Annotated in this window: 21 protein-coding genes; 12 read left to right on the forward strand and 9 right to left on the reverse strand. The window is 61.3% G+C overall.

The features are described 5' to 3' along the window. The first annotated feature begins 115 nt into the window (after positions 1-115). Complete coding sequence (locus AMK02_RS28680) at positions 116-538, forward strand: EF-hand domain-containing protein (protein ID WP_064808408.1); 423 nt, start codon at positions 116-118, stop codon at positions 536-538. Positions 539-632: 94 nt separating this feature from the next. After that, on the forward strand, positions 633-1,001 hold the full coding sequence (locus AMK02_RS28685; protein WP_064808410.1) for a hypothetical protein: 369 nt from the start codon (positions 633-635) through the stop codon (positions 999-1,001). Positions 1,002-1,035: 34 nt separating this feature from the next. Here the strand turns inward: AMK02_RS28685 and AMK02_RS28690 are convergent, their stop codons facing one another. The 8 genes from AMK02_RS28690 to AMK02_RS28725 all read right to left on the reverse strand — a co-directional run bounded on the left by AMK02_RS28690 (position 1,036) and on the right by AMK02_RS28725 (position 6,548). After that, a complete protein-coding gene (locus AMK02_RS28690) occupies positions 1,036-1,494 on the reverse strand; it encodes a DUF411 domain-containing protein (RefSeq protein WP_064808411.1) in 459 nt (152 codons plus the stop codon). A gap of 56 nt (positions 1,495-1,550) precedes the next feature. Continuing rightward, the gene (locus AMK02_RS28695) at positions 1,551-1,838 is read right to left on the reverse strand and encodes a copper-binding protein (protein ID WP_064808848.1); all 288 of its coding nucleotides are present in this window, start codon (positions 1,836-1,838) and stop codon (positions 1,551-1,553) included. Between the two features lie 24 nt (positions 1,839-1,862). After that, complete coding sequence (locus tag AMK02_RS28700; protein ID WP_064808413.1) at positions 1,863-2,342, reverse strand: cupredoxin domain-containing protein; 480 nt, start codon at positions 2,340-2,342, stop codon at positions 1,863-1,865. 34 nt (positions 2,343-2,376) lie between these two features. Next, positions 2,377-3,723: a multicopper oxidase family protein gene (locus tag AMK02_RS28705; RefSeq protein ID WP_064808415.1), complete on the reverse strand. Its 1,347-nt coding sequence runs from the start codon at positions 3,721-3,723 to the stop codon at positions 2,377-2,379. 14 nt (positions 3,724-3,737) lie between these two features. Further along, positions 3,738-5,204, reverse strand: a complete 1,467-nt coding sequence (locus tag AMK02_RS28710) for a TolC family protein (RefSeq protein WP_064808417.1) — start codon at positions 5,202-5,204, stop codon at positions 3,738-3,740. Beyond that, complete coding sequence (locus AMK02_RS28715; protein ID WP_064808420.1) at positions 5,201-5,428, reverse strand: hypothetical protein; 228 nt, start codon at positions 5,426-5,428, stop codon at positions 5,201-5,203. Before AMK02_RS28715 ends, AMK02_RS28710 begins: the two co-directional genes overlap by 4 nt. 93 nt (positions 5,429-5,521) lie before the next feature. Beyond that, a complete protein-coding gene (locus AMK02_RS28720) occupies positions 5,522-5,920 on the reverse strand; it encodes a hypothetical protein (protein WP_081279287.1) in 399 nt (132 codons plus the stop codon). A gap of 124 nt (positions 5,921-6,044) precedes the next feature. Further along, positions 6,045-6,548, reverse strand: coding sequence for a cytochrome b (locus AMK02_RS28725; RefSeq protein ID WP_064808422.1), 504 nt, complete (start codon positions 6,546-6,548; stop codon positions 6,045-6,047). A gap of 193 nt (positions 6,549-6,741) precedes the next feature. Here AMK02_RS28725 and AMK02_RS28730 point away from each other — a divergent pair, with 193 nt between their 5' ends. Continuing rightward, positions 6,742-7,296 carry a cytochrome c gene (locus tag AMK02_RS28730; RefSeq protein ID WP_064808424.1) on the forward strand — a complete coding sequence of 185 codons (555 nt, stop codon included), beginning with the start codon at positions 6,742-6,744 and terminating at the stop codon, positions 7,294-7,296. A gap of 75 nt (positions 7,297-7,371) precedes the next feature. Here AMK02_RS28730 and AMK02_RS28735 read toward each other — a convergent pair whose 3' ends face one another. After that, complete coding sequence (locus AMK02_RS28735; protein ID WP_064808426.1) at positions 7,372-7,947, reverse strand: hypothetical protein; 576 nt, start codon at positions 7,945-7,947, stop codon at positions 7,372-7,374. A 201-nt stretch (positions 7,948-8,148) separates the two neighbouring features. Between AMK02_RS28735 and AMK02_RS28740 the strand changes: the two genes are divergently transcribed. The 9 genes from AMK02_RS28740 (at position 8,149) to ligD (ending at position 17,406) form a co-directional block, all read left to right on the forward strand. Beyond that, positions 8,149-8,871 (forward strand): FadR/GntR family transcriptional regulator, encoded by a 723-nt coding sequence (locus tag AMK02_RS28740; protein WP_020923112.1) that lies wholly within the window; start codon positions 8,149-8,151, stop codon positions 8,869-8,871. Next, positions 8,868-10,040 (forward strand): PLP-dependent transferase, encoded by a 1,173-nt coding sequence (locus AMK02_RS28745; RefSeq protein WP_004669611.1) that lies wholly within the window; start codon positions 8,868-8,870, stop codon positions 10,038-10,040. The genes AMK02_RS28740 and AMK02_RS28745 overlap by 4 nt, the downstream gene beginning before the upstream one ends. Before the next feature lie 30 nt (positions 10,041-10,070). Further along, positions 10,071-11,330, forward strand: a complete 1,260-nt coding sequence (locus AMK02_RS28750) for an ABC transporter substrate-binding protein (protein WP_064808428.1) — start codon at positions 10,071-10,073, stop codon at positions 11,328-11,330. A 215-nt stretch (positions 11,331-11,545) separates the two neighbouring features. Continuing rightward, positions 11,546-12,481 carry a carbohydrate ABC transporter permease gene (locus AMK02_RS28755; RefSeq protein WP_064808430.1) on the forward strand — a complete coding sequence of 312 codons (936 nt, stop codon included), beginning with the start codon at positions 11,546-11,548 and terminating at the stop codon, positions 12,479-12,481. A gap of 4 nt (positions 12,482-12,485) precedes the next feature. Continuing rightward, complete coding sequence (locus tag AMK02_RS28760) at positions 12,486-13,316, forward strand: carbohydrate ABC transporter permease (protein ID WP_016737554.1); 831 nt, start codon at positions 12,486-12,488, stop codon at positions 13,314-13,316. A 4-nt stretch (positions 13,317-13,320) separates the two neighbouring features. Then, positions 13,321-14,379 (forward strand): ABC transporter ATP-binding protein, encoded by a 1,059-nt coding sequence (locus AMK02_RS28765; RefSeq protein WP_046977162.1) that lies wholly within the window; start codon positions 13,321-13,323, stop codon positions 14,377-14,379. A gap of 228 nt (positions 14,380-14,607) precedes the next feature. Then, positions 14,608-15,507, forward strand: coding sequence for a non-homologous end joining protein Ku (gene ku, locus AMK02_RS28770; protein ID WP_064808432.1), 900 nt, complete (start codon positions 14,608-14,610; stop codon positions 15,505-15,507). 12 nt (positions 15,508-15,519) lie between these two features. Next, positions 15,520-16,338 (forward strand): non-homologous end joining protein Ku, encoded by an 819-nt coding sequence (gene ku / locus AMK02_RS28775; RefSeq protein WP_064808434.1) that lies wholly within the window; start codon positions 15,520-15,522, stop codon positions 16,336-16,338. Between the two features lie 3 nt (positions 16,339-16,341). Continuing rightward, entirely contained in the window at positions 16,342-17,406 is a 1,065-nt protein-coding gene (gene ligD, locus AMK02_RS28780; RefSeq protein ID WP_064808435.1) for a non-homologous end-joining DNA ligase, read from the forward strand. Positions 17,407-17,431: the final 25 nt, after the last annotated feature.

A 17,431-nucleotide genomic window follows, 5' to 3' on the forward strand; every position in this document is an offset into this window, starting at 1 on the left:
CTGCGTCCGTCAACGGGCCTGGCCCGGCGGCGTGCACGCGAAGCACATAATTCGAAGTCATCCCGCCGCCGCGTCAGCGGAAGCGTGAACTGTGACCAGCCGAAGGAGAAGACCTATGAGAGTGCCGATTATTAACGCTGTCCTGCTGGCCGGGGCTATAACGGCCGGCACGGCAGGTATGACCTTTGCTCAGGCTAATGGACCGGATCCACACCATCCCGAAGACGCGCCGCAGACCACCTCGCCTTCGGACGTGGAGGGAATGACCGGAAGCCCGGGAGAAATGCCCGGCTCCGACATGATGCCCGGCGGAATGATGGGCCGGAACATGATGCGATCCGGCATGGGCGGCATGCCGATGATGGGCATGCGCGGACCGATGATGAAGATCATGTTCGCGATTGCCGATACCGATGGCGACGGTTCGCTTTCATTCGATGAAGTGACCGCCATCCACAAACGGATTTTCGGCGGCGTGGACGCCAACAAGGACGGAAAGGTAACGATTGAGGAGATGCAGGCATTCTGGCGACCTTAGTCAACCCGGATGAGTAGCTCGGAACCGTGCGAATGGTCGCGCCGGCTCCGACGATGTGATAGGATCGGGCTGCATTTCACCGTGGGAGAGGTAAATGCGCCGAGTCCTTTTGACTTTGATCCTTTGCTCGCAGTCCGCATCGATATCTGCGGCGTCCGAGCTTTCGGTTTTCCATACCGCTTCGTTCGACAGTAGCCGCTCGGTGAGCCTCAGCCTGGCGGAGGGCAGGCCAGCCCGCAACCCGGCCTTCGATTTCGACGTCGTGATCATACTGTCGGAATTCGATGGTGGTGGGACAGTGCTCTATCGGGATGCAGGGAAACACCAGGCAAGCGTTCGCTGCGTTTCGCCCGCGATGGTGCGGATCAATTCCGCCGACTATGCGGTCGACCTGTCGGCGCGACCTGGGGCCGACTGGAAGCACGATCTCTGGGCAGCGCTCTGCAACGCTCCAGTTTCATAAGCGGCAGTACGACGCGGCTCGATCGGCCCAGACCTCAGCCCTTCGGAGGGCGCACCTCCATGAACACGTATGGCGCTCCGGTCTCCGAGCGGATCGCATAAACGTCATAGGAGGCCGTCGGATCGTCACCCATCCCCAATGAACCGGACGGCATGCCCGGCACGGCCAGCCCCCGAAGCGGCGGCCGCTCGCGCAGCAATCGCTGGACGGCCTCGAGCGGCACGTGTCCCTCGAGGTAGTATTTCTCGACGACGGCGGTGTGGCAGCCCTCCAGATCGGCGGGCACACCCAGCCGCGCCTTGACGGCGGCGAGGTCGTCGGTGTCGCGGGTATCGGCGGAAAATCCCGCCGCGGCCATTGCCTTTGACCATTCGTGGCAGCAGCCGCAGTTCGGGTCCTTGTAGACCGTCATCTTCGCCGGGCCGGCGAGGGTTGCCCGGCCGGGGAGCGCGAGGACGGACGCTGCCATCGCGATGAAGCTTCTCCTGCGCATGGTCTCCACTCCTTGATGTGCTGCCGCCCGGCTTTGAACCGGGCGGCAGTCGCACGTTATTTTACCTCGGTGACTGTCAGCTTGCCATTCAGGCGTTCGGCAACGAACTCGATGCTCGAACCTTCCTTCAGCTTTTCGAGCAGCGCCTGGTCCTCGACCCGAAAGACCATCGTCATCGCCGGCATGTCGAGGTTCTTCAGGTCTTCATGCTTGATGGTGACCTTCTTCGCCTTGGCATCGACCTTGTTGACGACGCCCTTGGTGAATTCCTCAGCCAGTGCACCGAAGGCTGCTGAGGCCGAGAGCAGAGCGGCGATGGCGATTTTGATCATTGTGGATTTCATCTTCATATCTCCTTGTGTTGCGGTTCACTTGCCAGCGACGGTGACGTCGCCGTGCATGCCGGCTTCGTAGTGGCCGGGGATCAGGCAGGCGAACTTGAAGGCGCCGTCGGACGTGAATTTCCAGACGATCTCGCCGGATTGTCCGGCCGGGAGGCGGATGGAATTGGCGTCGGCATGTTCCATTTCGGGAAACTTCTCCATGACCTTCTTGTGCTCCAGGATATTGTCTTCCTGATCGAGCACGAACTCGTGGTCGACCGTCCCGGCGTTCTTGATCGCGATCTTGACCGTCTGCCCCTTGCGGACGGAGAAGACAGCCGGGGTGAAGAGCATTTTGCCGTCATCGGTTTCCTTCATCGTGACGCGGATCGTCTGCGTCGCCTTGGCCTTGTCGCCGGGCTCGCCGACAGCCATTTTCTCACCGTGGCCGCCGGCGTGATTGCCGGAGGCGAAAGCCGGGCCTGCCAAGGCGACGATCGCCAATGCGAGTAGATAATTCTTCATGCATATATCCTTTCTGGACGTGGGGGATTGAACCTCAGCCCTTTGTCGGCTTCGGTGTGATTTGCGTTTTTGCGTCTTTGGCCTTGGTCGCGTCCGGCAGTTCGCCGGTCCATTCCCAGGCCTGTGTTCCGGGCGGGTTTTCGTACCAGCCCGGATCGGCGTAATCGTCCGCCGAGATGCCCTCGCGGACTTTCACCACCGAGAACATGCCGCCCATTTCGATGGGGCCGTGCGGGCCCCAACCCGTCATCATGGGGACAGTGTTTTCGGGAATGGGCATTTCCATCTCGCCCATATCGGCCATGCCCTTGGTGCCCATGGGCATGTATTCCGGCTGCAGCTTCCTGATCTTTTCGGTGACCTTCGACTTGTCGGCACCGATGAAGGTCGGGATGTCGTGCCCCATCGCGTTCATCGTGTGATGCGACTTGTGGCAGTGGATGGCCCAGTCGCCGAGATGCTTGGCGTCGAACTCGTAGGCCCGCATCGCGCCGACCGGGATGTCGATGCTGACCTCGGGCCAGCGCGCTTCCGGCCGCACCCAGCCGCCATCCGTGCATGTCACCTCGAAGTCGTAGCCATGCATGTGGACGGGGTGGTTGGTCATCGTCAGATTGCCGACGCGAACCCGCACCCTGTCGTTCTTCGAGACGACCAGCGGGCTGATGCCCGGAAACACGCGGCTGTTCCAGCACCACATGTTGAAGTCGGTCATCTCCATGATGCGCGGCACATAGGAACCGGGATCGATGTCGTAGGCGTTGAGCAGGAAGACGAAGTCGCGGTCGACGCGCATGAACATCGGATCTTTCGGATGCACGACGAAGAAGCCCATCATGCCCATCGCCATCTGCACCATCTCGTCGGAATGCGGGTGGTACATGAAGGTGCCTGATTTCACGAGGTCGAACTCGTAGACGTAGGTCTTGCCGACGGGGATGTGCGGCTGCGTCAGTCCGCCGACGCCGTCCATGCCGGATGGCAGGATCATGCCATGCCAGTGGATGGTCGTGTGTTCCGGCAGCTTGTTGGTGACGAAGATGCGCACCCGGTCGCCCTCGACGGCCTCGAGCGTCGGTCCGGGCGACTGGCCGTTGTAACCCCACAGGTAGGCGGTCATGCCCTCGGCCATCTCACGCTCCACCGGTTCGGCGACGAGGTGGAACTCCTTGACGCCGTTAATCATCCGGTGGGGCAGGGTCCAGCCGTTGAGGGTGACGACCGGCTGGTAGTCGGGGCCTGAGGTCGGGTGAAGCGGCGGCTGCATGTCGGCCGTCTCCATTGTCGGAGCGTCGGGAAGGCCCATGGCCGAGGTCTTCGTCCAAGCGCCAGCCGCCAGCAGGGCGGCGCTTGCTCCGAACAGTTGTCGTCTGTTGAACATGGTGAGGTCCTTTCTCAATGGCCGCCGCCCCCGCTGCTTTCGGAAGCAGCGCCGACTTCGGTTTCTGCCGACGCATTCGACGCCCCGCCGCCATAGATCGCGGGCGCGAGATTGGCTTCGGCCAGCCAGAAGTCGCGTTTCGCATTGACGAAGAGCAGGATGGAGTTGATCTTGTCGCGCGTGTCGGTCAGCAGCTCGAAGGTGTTGGTAATCATGCCGTTGTAGGTGAGCAGGGATTCCTCCCCGACCTTGCTGCGCAGCGGCACGACATTGTTGCGGTAGTGCCGGGCAATGTCGTAGTTCGAGCGGTACGACTCAAAAGCGGAGCGCGCTTCCGAGCGAACGTTGACGGCCTTCTCCGCGAGCTGGTTCGCCGCCCGCATGTATGCCAGCTCGGCCTTGCGCATCCGGGCCTTTCCGCTGTCGAAGATCGGGATGGCGAACGCAAGCTCGACCTGGCCGGTCGTCCTCGTCTTCTTCTCGTCATCCTCGATTTCCCGCTCCGTGTCGAAGCCGGTCAGGATCTCGAGGTCGGTGACATAGCGTGTCGCCTCGGTCAGGCCGTAGGATCTGGCTGTGGCTTCGAGTTCCAGCTTTGCGATCTGGAGGTCTATCCGGTTTCGGATTGCTTCGGCCTCGATCGCGTCTCGTCCGGCAATGGCCTTGGGCAGCGGCGCAAGGCTGTTCGGGACCTGATAGTCCAGATCGTTGCCCCACAGGCCCATGAGCCGCGTCAGCTCCTCCCTGGCGAGGCGTGCCGCCAGGCGGGCTTTTGCCGTCTCTCCGGCAAGTTCGGCGACGAACACATGTTCGCGGGCCTGGGCGCCCTTGGTCATCGCGCCTGTCTCGCCGAGCTTCTCCGCCAGTTCGGAAGCGGCATCCGCCGCCGCCTGGGCGCGCTGGAGCTGGCCGACCGTCTCCCAAGTCGCCACCGCCCCGATCCAGGCACGTCGCGTGTCGGCGGCGAGCTGGAGCGTCCTGACGGCTGCGGTCAGTTGCGCCTGGCGGAAACGGGTGTCGGCAATCGCTATGTCCCGGTTTCTGGTCGCGAGCGCCAGGATGTTCGTCGTGATCATCGCCTCGATGGTCTTGAACGCCCCAAGTTCCGGCGTCCCTATGCCCGTCGTGGCGATGGCAACGGTCGGGTTGGTGAACATCGTCGACTGCCACGCATCGGCCGCGCTGTCGCCGAGATCGGCGTAGGCGGCCTGCAAGCCCTTGTTGTTGAGCAGGGCGATCTGAACGGCAGTCTCGACATCGATGGTCTTCTTTTGCGCAAGCAGGCTTTTTACCTGCGCGGCCGCCGAGCGGGCCTGGTTCTGGTTCTGTATCCAGACCGTCTGCTTGGTGGTGACGATCGCGGTCTTGTCGGCAACGGAAGCAAAACCGGCCTGCTTGCTTGCATATTCGGCGCCGGTGACGCAGCCGCTCAGCATCAGCGGGAAGGCCAGTACCGTGACGAATTTTCCGAGGCCGATCATGAGGCATCTCCCTTCCGAGGAGACTGCAGATCATTCTGTTTGCGCCACGGCTTCGGGTCGACCGGCTGCCTGGTGATATAACCCGAAACCGGTGATCGATAGACGACCGGGCGCGGGGACGGCTCTTCGATCGCGGCGGAAGACGCCACGACATCGGGAGGAAGCGTGGATGCGCAGCCGCCGACAACAAGCGGCAGCCCCACCACGAAAAGCGAGGGTTTCATTATGAATTTTCCGAATAAGAGATAGCCTACGGCGCGCTTGCCCTGACGCAGGCAGGCGACCGACTGGATCCGGTCAAGCCGGCATATCCTTCATCAGATATTCGGGGGGCGATCCAGGGGCGGCAATTCCCCCATCACGTGCTGATCGTCGATAAACTGCCGGATCGAGGCGACGACCGGCCCGCCTAAGCTCTGGCTCGCGCACAGAAGCACGAAGCCGCCGCAAAAATCTTTGCAGCATTCCTGTTTGGCGATCTTGGAAGGACCGTCATTGTCGGCTGCATCGGCATGTGCGTGCTTGTGGTTTGAGACGCTGGCCATATCGTAGCTGCCGTGGGACGCAGCACTGGACATGGTCTTTTCAACTTGCAGGGCGGGACCGTGCATGGCGGCGTCGACAGTGGAAATGCTGTACCCAGCCAGCGATACGATGATCGCCAGCCGCACGAGGAGGAGCAGTCTGCTCAGTGCGATTCGGTACATATTGCCCATACTGCGTCGATTACATCGAACGCCGTCCATTATCAATTGCACGGAAGGACTGGCAGCGATTCGCGCCATTTCTGTGGCGCCGGCGCATCGTGCGCCCGCAGGCTGACACTATATAGCTTTGAGTTTACAGCTTTTCGGAGGATGGATCGCGACGCGGAAAGATCATCCGATCAAGCGTTTCGTCCTTGAGGACAAGCGTGTGCCACACCGCGGCGCCGAAGTGCAGAGCGACGATCAGCAGGATGATTTTCGCGATGGCGACATGGTAGGCTGCGGTGCCGAACCAGAAATAGCTGGTGACCAAACCCAAGCCGGCCTGCACCAGGATTGCCGCGTACAGGGCGTGATGAAGGGCGGCCGCAGCCTTCTGCCGCCGTGAAGCCGGCGATCGCGGCGCCGGCGGCCTCGTGATGCGCAGAAGCAGCCGGACGCCCATCAGCACTCCGATCAGCATGCCGGCATAATTGTGGACGTTGTGCTGGAAGAGATCGAAGGACGAGGGTGTTACGCCCATATGGGCGGCATGGTGAGTGCGTTCGATGCTGCCGCCGGTGAGGTACTGGACCGGGAGAAGCAGAGCGATCAGCCAATGCAGGCCGATCTGCGCCGTCGAATAGCTGCCTTTCATCATCCCCTCCGGACCTGCTCCACAAAATATCTTGCCGCAGTTAATGCTTCGTGCGCTGCCAGCGCTGTACCATCGACGCCCGCCGCGCGGCAGAGCGGTTACGCCCTCTTTTCGCTCGACTTCGCTGCGACAGGGTCGGAGGGTCTTTCAGTTCGCCTCTTCAGAATTGGCGCGACACCGGCCGGTCAATCACATGCGAGGTTTCTCGATGATTTCAGGAGTGCCCACCATTTTCGGCGCCGTCCTCGCCGTGTCCGCACTGGTTACACCGGCGAGCGCGGATATCATCAGCGACCGACAGGCCGACATGAAAGCCATGGCCGCAGCGGCGAAGACCATGGCTGAGATGTTCCGGAACCCCGACACCTATTCGTCCATGCCATTCGCAGCCGCCGCCGGCGCGATCGCCGAGAGGTCGGGCGAGGTTCTTGCAGGACATTTTGCGGATGGCATCGAGGATGCGAGGTCGGAAGCGAAGCCTGACATCGCCCGCGAGCGTGATCGCTTCGACCGTCTTGCCGAGGATCTTCGGACCTATGCGCGCGCACTGGGCGCGGCGGCGAAAGCCAATCCCGGGGCGATGACCGAGCGCATGCGGATGCAGCCGGGAGAGCCGATGGGCGGCGGACCGCTCGGAACCCATGTCGCCAACGCGTCGAGCCTGTCGTCGCTTCCCGCCGAACACCTTTTCCACCTGATGTTGCAGACCTGCACGACCTGCCATGCGCGGTTCAGGATGGAGCGCTGACGCGATGCGTCTGCGCGCAGGCGGGGGCGCGGCACGCATTTGCCAGCGGTCCAGGAGACGGGCTGAATGTCCGGCTCATCTCCTGCGAAACAAAGCCGTGAGGCGATCTAACCGCTTGGTCCACGCCATCGGATCGATGATTTCAGGCGTGGACGACCGCGTGAGCCGGTCAAGCCGAGGCAGAAGAAAAGCGGCCCAGTCGTCGAGGTCGCTCTTGCTGAAGTAGGGCAGCCAGACGTCGGAGGGACCATCCCATTGCCTTGGATTTGCCTTCGCCAGATCACCGAGTTTCACCAAGACAGGTCCGCCGTCGTCTCCGACAACCTCGACGTCCGGATCGGGATCCGGCGGGGGAAGGCGGGCGATGATGTGCTCTTCCAAAGCCTTGCCGATGGCTCGGTCAGCCTCGTCCAGATGGCGCAATATTCTCGTATCGCCAGCGGCGCCCACACCTTCCGAAAGGTTGAGCGAAAACGTGCCGCCGGTAAGGCTGTTCGAATATTGCGATACCTGTAGCCAGAAAACTCGTCTGCCTTGGACAAAGCTGCACTTGCCAGCCGCTTGCGATTGCCAGCCAAGCTCCTGAAATCTCGCAACCAGCAGCGAGCGCATATGTCGGTGAAAATCTTTGCTTTTCACATAGTCGCGCATGGTTCGGAGCCTCCGCTTTCGGCCGCAACGTCCTGGAACATCTCACGGCAGAATCGACGCCGCAATGTCTGAACTTGGCAATGTGGTTCGGTGCGATCGACTCCTGAGTGCAAACAGCGCTTGACGCCTTCCCAACTTTGCGAAATGCTAAGATGTCAGACCAATTTTCGATCTGACTGCCTGATAAGAAACTGGGGAACCATGAAGGCAAACAGCAGCGACAGGCCGGTGATCCGGCCGCTTCCTGTTATCGACCGCGCGCGTCAGGTGACCGATGCGTTGGCGGATTATGTCGAAGACGCGCGCCTGCAGGCCGGGGATCGGTTGCCGGCGGAGCGGGAACTGATGGCCGCCCTTGCCGTCGGCCGTTCGACCATTCGCGAAGCGATCCGCCATTTTCAGGCGCTCGGCGTCATCGAGACGCGCAAGGGCAGCGGCACCTATCTGCTGAAACCGGTTTCGAGGGCAACGATCCATATGCCGCTGTCGTTCGACGCGGCGCATCTGCGCGACGCGCTGCTGCAGACGCTCGAAGTGCGCCGCGGCATCGAATGCGAGGCGGGCATGGTCGCGGCGCGGCGGCGTACCGCCAAGGACCTCGTCGTCATCGAGGAGAAGCTGAACGAGATGGAGCGGGTGCATCTGGAAAAGGGCACATCGGGGCCGGAGGATCTGGCCTTCCATCTCGCCGTCTACGACGCCACCCATAATCCGCTGTTTCGCCAGCTGCTCGAACAGATGCGCGAGACCTTCGAGCGCTTCTGGGAGCATCCCTTCGACCGGCAGGATTTCGCCCGCCGGTCCTTTCCCTTTCACCGCACCCTTTTCAACGCGATCGCCGCCGGAGATGCCGAGGCGGCGCGCGCCGAAACGTTGAAAATTCTCGATATCGTCGAGGAAGACATCAAGGAAATGTCCAAATGAGCAGCGGCGCAGACCCGTTCGATCTTGCCTCCATCATCACCGCCCATGACGACGGCAATTTCGCCGACGCCGTCGTGCCGCCGATCTTCCAGACCTCGCTTTTCACCTTTTCCGATTATGACGAGATGATCACTGTCTATCGCGGTGAGAAGGTGCGGCCGACCTATACGCGCGGGCTGAACCCGACGGTGCGGGCCTTCGAGGAAATGCTGGCCAAGCTCGAAGGCGCCGAGGATGCGCTGGGTTTTGCCAGCGGCATGGCGGCGATCTCATCGAGTGTTTTGAGCTTCGTCGAGCCGGGCGACCGCATCGTCGCCGTCAAACACGTCTATCCCGATGCCTTCCGCCTGTTCGGCACCATCCTGAAACGGATGAAGATCGAGGTGACCTATGTCGACGGGCGTGACGAGGAGGCCGTTGCCAGAGCGTTGCCCGGCGCTAAGCTGCTGTACCTGGAAAGCCCGACGAGCTGGGTGATGGAGGCGCATGATGTCGGCGCGCTCGCCGCCCTTGCCAAGCGCCACGGCGTCGTCTCGATGATCGATAACAGCTGGGCAAGCCCGTTCTTCCAGCGACCGCTGACACTCGGCGTCGATCTCGTCATCCATTCGGCTTCGAAATATCTCGGCGGCCACAGCGATGTGGTGGCGGGCGTCGTCGCCGGCTCGAAGGAGGTGGTCGCCCGGATCAAGGCCGAGGCCTATCCCTATCTCGGCGGCAAGCTTTCGCCCTTCGACGCCTGGCTGCTGATCCGCGGCCTGCGCACCCTGCCGCTGCGCATGAAGGCGCATGAGGCCTCGGCTCTCGAGATCGCCCGGCGCCTGCAGCGGCTGGAGGTGGTGGAGACGGTCTGTCATCCGGGCCTCGCCAACCGGCTGCCGGCCGGGCTCAACGGCACGTCGGGCCTGTTTTCCTTCATCTTCCGCGAAGGGGTCGATATCCGCGCCTTCGCCGATCACCTCAAGCTCTTCAAACTGGGTGTGAGCTGGGGTGGGCACGAAAGCCTGATCGTACCGGGCGAGGTGGTGCTGCAGCAGAAGGCCCAGCCGAATTCCGCGCAAACCTTTGGCATCCATGCGCGATCCGTACGTCTCCATGTCGGTCTCGAAGGAACCGAGGCGCTGTGGAGAGACATCGAGGAGGCGCTCGCCGCCGCCTCGCAATCTTGAAACCGAGAGAACCTAAAAGGGGGACTGAGCATGAAAAAACTAATAATCTCGACGCTCTTTGCTACGATGATGGCGGGTACGGCCTTTGCCGATACGACGCTCAAGCTCGTCGAAGTCATCACCAGCCCGGAGCGCACCGAAACGCTGAAATCGATCGTCGGCAAGTTCGAGGCCGCCAATCCCGGCACCAAGGTCGACATCATCTCGCTGCCCTGGAACGAAGCCTTTCAGAAGTTCGCCACCATGGTGTCGGCCGGCGACGTGCCCGATGTGATGGAAATGCCCGATACCTGGCTGTCGCTTTACGCCAATAACGGCATGCTCGAAAGCCTCGAGCCCTATCTCGCAAAGTGGGAGCACACCAAGGAGCTGACGCCGCGTGCCCTCGAACTCGGCCGCGATGTCAAGAACACCGCCTACATGCTGCCCTATGGCTTCTATTTGAGGGCGATGTTCTACAACAAGAAGCTGCTTTCGGAAGCCGGTGTCGCCGCGCCGCCGAAGACGCTGGATGAATTCACCGCTGCGTCCGAAAAAGTCTCCAAATTGCAGGGCAAATACGGCTACTGCATGCGCGGCGGACCGGGCGGTCTCAACGGCTGGATGATCTTTGCCGCCTCGATGGCCGGCTCGAACAAATACTTCAATGAGGACGGCACCTCGACAATGAACAGCCCTGGCTGGGCCAAGGGCATCGAGTGGATGGTCGACCTCTACAAGAAGGGTTATGCGCCGAAGGACAGCGTCAACTGGGGCTTCAACGAAGTCGTCGCCGGCTTCTATTCCGGCACCTGCGCCTTCCTCGACCAGGACCCGGATGCGCTGATCGCCATTGCCGAACGCATGAAGAAGGAAGATTTCGGCGTCATGCCGCTGCCGAAGGGGCCTGATGGCAAGTCCTTCCCGACCATCGGTTACGGCGGCTGGTCGATGTTTGCGACGAGCGCCAACAAGGATCTCTCCTGGAAGCTGATCGCCACCCTCGAAGGGCCGGAAGGCAATATCGAGTGGAACAAGCGCATCGGCGCCCTGCCGGCCTATACCGCGGCCGAGAAGGATCCCTTCTACGCCGGTGACCAGTTCAAGGGCTGGTTCGAAGAGCTGGCGGATCCGAACACCGTGCCGACGGTCATGCCGACCTATCTCGAGGAATTCGCCTTCTTCAAGGATTCGCTGGCGATCAAGACCTCGCAGCAGGCCTTGCTCGGCGATATCTCGGCAAAGGATCTGGCTGACCAGTGGGCGGACTATCTGACCAAGGCGCAGCAGAAGTTCTTGAGCAAGAAGTAGGGGTGAAGGGGGCTTCGAGACAGAAGCCCCTCATCCGCCCTACGGGCACCTTCTCCCCGAGGGGAGAAGAGGGAGTCGAAACGTTGCGGCATATCCCTTCTCCCCTAGGGGAGAAGGTGGCCCGAAGGGTCGGATGAGGGGGCCTCAGCCACCCAGTTCAAAGGCACCACCCGCGCAAGGCCTCACCGTGTAAAGATAATGGAAACTGCAAACCGATGACCATTTCCGCCGATATTATCGACATACGTCGCGACCGCAGGCCGTGGCTGCGTCGTCTTGCCGATGCTTCGGAGCCCTATCTCTACAGCGCGCCGTCGCTGATCCTGATCATCGCGGTCATGCTGGTGCCGCTGACATTGGGCGTGTCCTATGCGTTCCGCGATATCCAGCTGCTCAATCCGTTTTCCGGCGGCTTCATCGGGCTCGATCATTTCCGCGAGCTTGCGGGCGATGCCGCCTTTTACGGGGCGCTGAGGAACACGCTCTGGTGGACCGGCGCCTCCGTCGTCCTGCAGTTCGTCTTCGGGCTCATCCTGGCGCTGTTGCTCGACAAGCCGTTCCCGGGCCGGGCGATCGCGCAGGCGTTGGTCTTCCTGCCCTGGGCGGTGCCGTCCTTTCTTGCCGGCCTCAACTGGGCCTGGCTGTTCAATCCGGTTATCGGGCCGATCCCGCACTGGCTTTTCGCCCTCGGGCTGATGCAGGCGCCGGGCAATATCCTTTCCGATCCCAACTTTGCGATGTGGGGACCGATCGTCGCCAATGTCTGGTGGGGCATTCCCTTCTTCGCCATCACGCTGCTGGCGGCCCTGCAGGCGATCCCGCGCGATCTCTACGAGGCGGCCTCGATCGACGGCGCCGGCTGGTTTCAGCGCTTCCGCTCCATCACCCTGCCGTTTCTCGCGCCGACGATCGCCATCACCGTGCTCTTGCGCACCGTCTGGATTTCCAATTTCGCCGATCTGATCGTCGTCATGACCAATGGCGGGCCGGCCGACCGCACGCAGATCGTCGCGAGCTATATTTTCACGACGGCGTTCAAACGGCTCGATTTCGGTTATGCCTCGGCGATCGCGCTGGTGCTGCTTGCCCTGCTGCTCGCCTATTCGATGCTGATCATCCTGCTCAGGCAGACGCTGCTGAACAAGGATTGAGACCATGAGACGATCCATCCTTCCCACGATCGCGCACCGCCTGGCAATCCTCTGCTACATCGCCTTCGCGCTCTTCCCGTTGTTCTGGCTGCTGAAGGTCTCGGTGACGCCGAACGACCTGCTTTATAGCGAAGGCGTGCGTATGTGGCCGTCGCGCACGAGCTGGGATCACTATGCCTTCGTGCTGCAGCACAGCGCCTTTCCGACCTTCTTCAAGAACAGTCTGATCGTCTCGGTCTCGACGGCCGTGACCGTGACGATCTGCGCCTCGCTCTCAGGCTACGCATTGTCGCGTTTCAATTTCCGGGCAAAATACTGGATTGTCGCCTTGATGCTGCTGACCCAGATGTTCCCGCTCGTCATGCTGGTCGCGCCGATCTTCAAGATCCTGTCGCCCTTGCATCTGACCAACAGCCTGACCGGCCTCGTTATCGTCTACACCGCCTTCAACGTGCCCTTCGCCACCTTCCTGATGCAGTCCTTTTTCGACGGCATCCCCAAAGATCTCGAAGAGGCGGCGATGATCGACGGGGCAACGCAGTTCACCGCCTTCCGGCAAATCATCCTGCCGCTGACGCTGCCCGGCATCGCCGCCACACTCGGCTTCGTCTTCACCGCGGCCTGGAGCGAGCTGCTCTTTGCGTTGATGCTGATCAACGGCAATGACGCGGCGACCTTCCCGGTCGGGCTTCTCACCTTCGTTTCGAAATTCTCGGTGGATTTCGGACAGATGATGGCGGCGGGCGTCCTGGCGCTCATCCCGGCCGGTCTCTTCTTCCTGCTTATCCAGCGTTATCTCGTCCAGGGCCTGACGGCCGGCGCGGTCAAGGGTTAAACAAATGGCATCGATCGACATCCAGAACATCCGCAAAGCCTATGGCCACGTGCAGGTGCTGCACGGCGTCGATCTTGAAATCCGGGACGGCGAATTCGTCGTGCTCGTCGGCCCTTCCGGCTGCGGCAAGTCCACGCTGCTGCGCATGATTGCCGGGCTGGAGGATGTCACATCGGGCGAAATCCGGATTGCCGGCGCCAGGGTGAACGAACGGCATCCCAAGGACCGTGACATTGCCATGGTGTTCCAGTCCTATGCGCTCTATCCGCACATGAACGTTGCCGGCAATATGAGCTACAGCCTCAGACTGCGAAAGACGGCAAAGGAGAAGATCACGAGCGCGGTGGCGGCGGCCGCCGCCAAGCTCGGCCTCGACCCGCTGCTTGAACGGCGGCCGAAGGCGCTTTCCGGCGGCCAGCGCCAGCGCGTCGCCATGGGCCGCGCCATCGTGCGCCAGCCGAAGGCTTTCCTGTTCGACGAGCCGCTGTCCAATCTCGATGCGCGCCTGCGCGAACAGATGCGCGCCGAAATCAAGAAACTGCACGGCGAGCTGAAGGCGACCTCGATCTACGTCACCCACGATCAGATCGAAGCGATGACGCTGGCCGACCGGATCGTCGCCATGCATGGCGGCGTCGTCCAGCAGGTCGGCAGTCCGCTGGAACTCTACGACCGGCCGGCCAACCTGTTCGTCGCCGGCTTCATCGGTTCGCCGGGGATGAATTTCCTCGAGGCGAATTATGATGCGGGTGGCGTGCGGCTGAAAGACGGAACGATCGTGCCGCTGGCAAAGCCGCTGCCGCTTGAAGACGGCGCGAAGGTGACGCTCGGCATCCGGCCCGAGCATGTGCTGATGACGAATGATGGAACCGGGCTTGCAACCGATGTGGAGCTCGTCGAGCCCACCGGCTTCGGCATCATCCTGCACCTCGCGCTTCACGGCCTGCCGTTCAAGATCTTCACGCTCGACCGCGATGCGCTGAGGGCGGGGCCGAAGGTCAACGTCGCCTTCCCGCCGCAATATCTGCATGTGTTCGATGGCGAAGGACAACGCGTCGATTGAGCCGTCGAGGATCAAAACCACTCCTCAGGCGCTCCTATCTCCTGGTTGTTCCCATCGCAGAAAGCACCGGGCGTGGAAAAGATCGATCAGATTCAAGGGGATGATCGAGACTCGGAAAACGCGTGAATCATTTTGGCTAAGCTATTGAAATTTGATTCGTTTTGATTCGGAACCAATCGTAAAGTGATTCGGTTGACTCGCACTGGTTGCGGCAGGAGCGCGTACGAAATGGTTGCCCCGAGAGCGAATTGGAAAGGCTTTATCAAGTTCGGAGAGGTCGCTTTCCCCGTGGCGCTCTACACCGCCGCCTCCACATCCGAGCGGATTGCGTTTCACACGCTGAACAGGAAGACCGGCAATCGGGTGCGCCGAGAATTCGTGGACGGCGAGACCGGCGATCCGGTCGAACGCGAGGACCAGGTCAAGGGTTTCGAGATCGAAGATGGTCGCTATGTTGTCCTTGAGCCCGAGGAGGTCGCCGCCGCCGTTCCCGAAAGCGACAAAACGCTGAAGGTGGAGGCGTTTATTCCTTGTGACGAGGTCGACGACGTCTATTTCGACAAGCCTTATTATCTGGCCCCCGACACGATGGGCAGCGACGCATTCAAGCTGCTGAGGGATGGTATGAAGAAGGCCAAGGTCGCGGCCATCGCCCGGACGGTGCTGTTCCGGCGCCTGCGGACGCTTCTCATCCGCCCCCTCGGCAAAGGGCTGGTGGGCTCCACTTTGAACTTCGACTATGAAGTCCGCTCCTCCGAGAAGGCTTTCGAGGAGATGCCGGATCTCAAGATCGAAGGCGAGATGCTGGAGCTTGCCAAGCATATCATCAACACCAAGAAGGGCGAGTTCGATCCGAAGGAATTCAACGATCGTTACGAAGCGGCAGTCGCCGAACTGGTGAAGGCCAAGATCGAAGGCCGCACCCTGCCGAAGAAAAAAGCTCCCCCCGCTGTGAAACCGAACGACCTGTTGCAGGCGCTACGCGAAAGCGCCGGCATGACGGCTCCAGCAAAGACGAAGCGCACCGCCGCAAATGCCAATGCCGGCAAGAGCAGGCAGAAGGCCGCACGCGCATCGACGCCGAAATCCCGCAGCCCCGGCGGCGCTCATCAGCGCCGCACCGGGTGATCGGAGGTTGCCATGGCGATCCGGCCATACTGGAAAGGCTATCTGAAGCTATCGCTCGTCACCTGCCCGGTGCAGATGATGCCGGCCACCTCAGAAAACGAGAAGGTGCGCTTTCACACGCTCAATCGCGCGACTCAAAACCGCGTCATCAGCCACTATGTCGATGCGGTCACCGGCAAGGACGTGAAAGATGAAGATGAGGTGAAAGCCTATCAGCGCGGTGAGAACGAATACGTCTTGCTCGAAGACGAGGAGTTGGAGAACGTTGCGCTTGAAAGCACCAAGACGATCGATATCGGAGTGTTTACGCCCCGCAACAGCGTCGAATGGATCTGGCTCGACACGCCCTACTATCTTTCACCCGACGATCCGGTCGGCCAGGAGGCGTTCTCGGTGATCCGCGATGCGATGGCGGCAGAAGACATGGTCGGCATCTCGCGGCTGGTGATTGCACGCCGCGAGCGTGCCGTCATGCTGGAGCCACGCGGCAAGGGCATCGTCCTTTGGACCCTGCGATACGGTGATGAAGTGCGCGACGCGGAGAGCTATTTCGAACGGGTCGACGATCAACCGGCGGACAGCCAAATGATGCCGCTGGTTCAGCAACTCATCAAGAAGCAGACGCAGCATTGGAACCCGAAGATGGCCTCCGACCCCGTGCAGGATCGGCTGCTCGACCTCATCGAGGCCAAGAAGAAACAGATGAAAAAGCCTGTTAAAGCGAAATCTAAGGGCAGGGAGAAGGCAGAGCCGGCTCCCAGCAACGTCATCAATATCATGGAGGCGCTGCGCAAATCCGTCGATGCCGAGAACCGATCCGGCAGGCATTGAGTGATGACCAGATCACGCGGCCTCTCCGCTCCTCTCCTTCGCGACTCCGGTTCTTCGATACAATCGCGGCCTGTCCGTCGGCGTGATCCGGACCAGCCAAACCTGCCGTTCGATGCAATGCCGTCCAGAGTGGAGCCCTGCCTGGCGCTGCTGAAGCAGACGGTGCCGCAAGGGCCGGATTGGCTTTATGAGGTGAAGTGGGACGGCTACCGATTGGCGCTCCACATCGAGCCAAAGGGTATTCGCATTCTCACTCGTGGCGGCCATGACTGGACCCATCGATTTCCGACGATCGCCGCGGGGGCAAGAAAACTCGGTGTGTCGAGCTGCATTCTCGACGGAGAAGCCGTCGTCCTCGATGAAGAGGGTCGCTCGGATTTCGGAGCGTTGCAGCGCTCGCTCGGCGGCAGGGGTGGCAAGCGGATATCGACCGAATCCATATTCTACGCCTTCGATCTGTTGTATCTCGACGGTCACGACCTGACGCGCACGGAACTGTCGGTGCGCCGTCATTTACTGGAAGATCTGATCCCCGAGACCGACGGTGGCGCCATTCGGTTCTCGCAAGAACTGGATTTGGGTGGCGAGGAACTGCTCGAGCACGCATGCCGTCTGGGCCTGGAAGGCATCATCGCAAAACGCAGGGACAGTTCTTACCGGAGTGGCCGCCTCGGGGATTGGCAGAAGATCAAATGTGTTCACAGCGACAGCTTCATGATCGTGGGTTACGAGGAATCGGCCAGCACCCGCGGCGGGCTCGGCAGTCTGTTGCTTGCGGGTCGAAAGGGTCACGACTGGATCTATGTCGGGTCCGTCGGCACGGGGTTCAATCGAACCGAGGCGGAATATTTGCGCAAGACGCTGAACTGTCTCCAAACGAAAAAACCCGTCGTGCCGCTGAAAGGGAAGCGGCTTGTTTTTTCGCAACCGACCCTCATCGCCGAAATCGAGTTTCGCGGCTGGACGCGTGAGGGCAGCCTACGCCACCCCTCATATAAGGGGCTCCGCGAGATCCAGGATAATGCTGCCGTCTTCGATATGGCTGATGGCCCGGCTGCGATCAGATGAAGTCATTCAGGGCCGCGAGCTGCGC

The organism is Rhizobium sp. N731, from assembly GCF_001664145.1.
GTDB lineage: Bacteria > Pseudomonadota > Alphaproteobacteria > Rhizobiales > Rhizobiaceae > Rhizobium > Rhizobium esperanzae.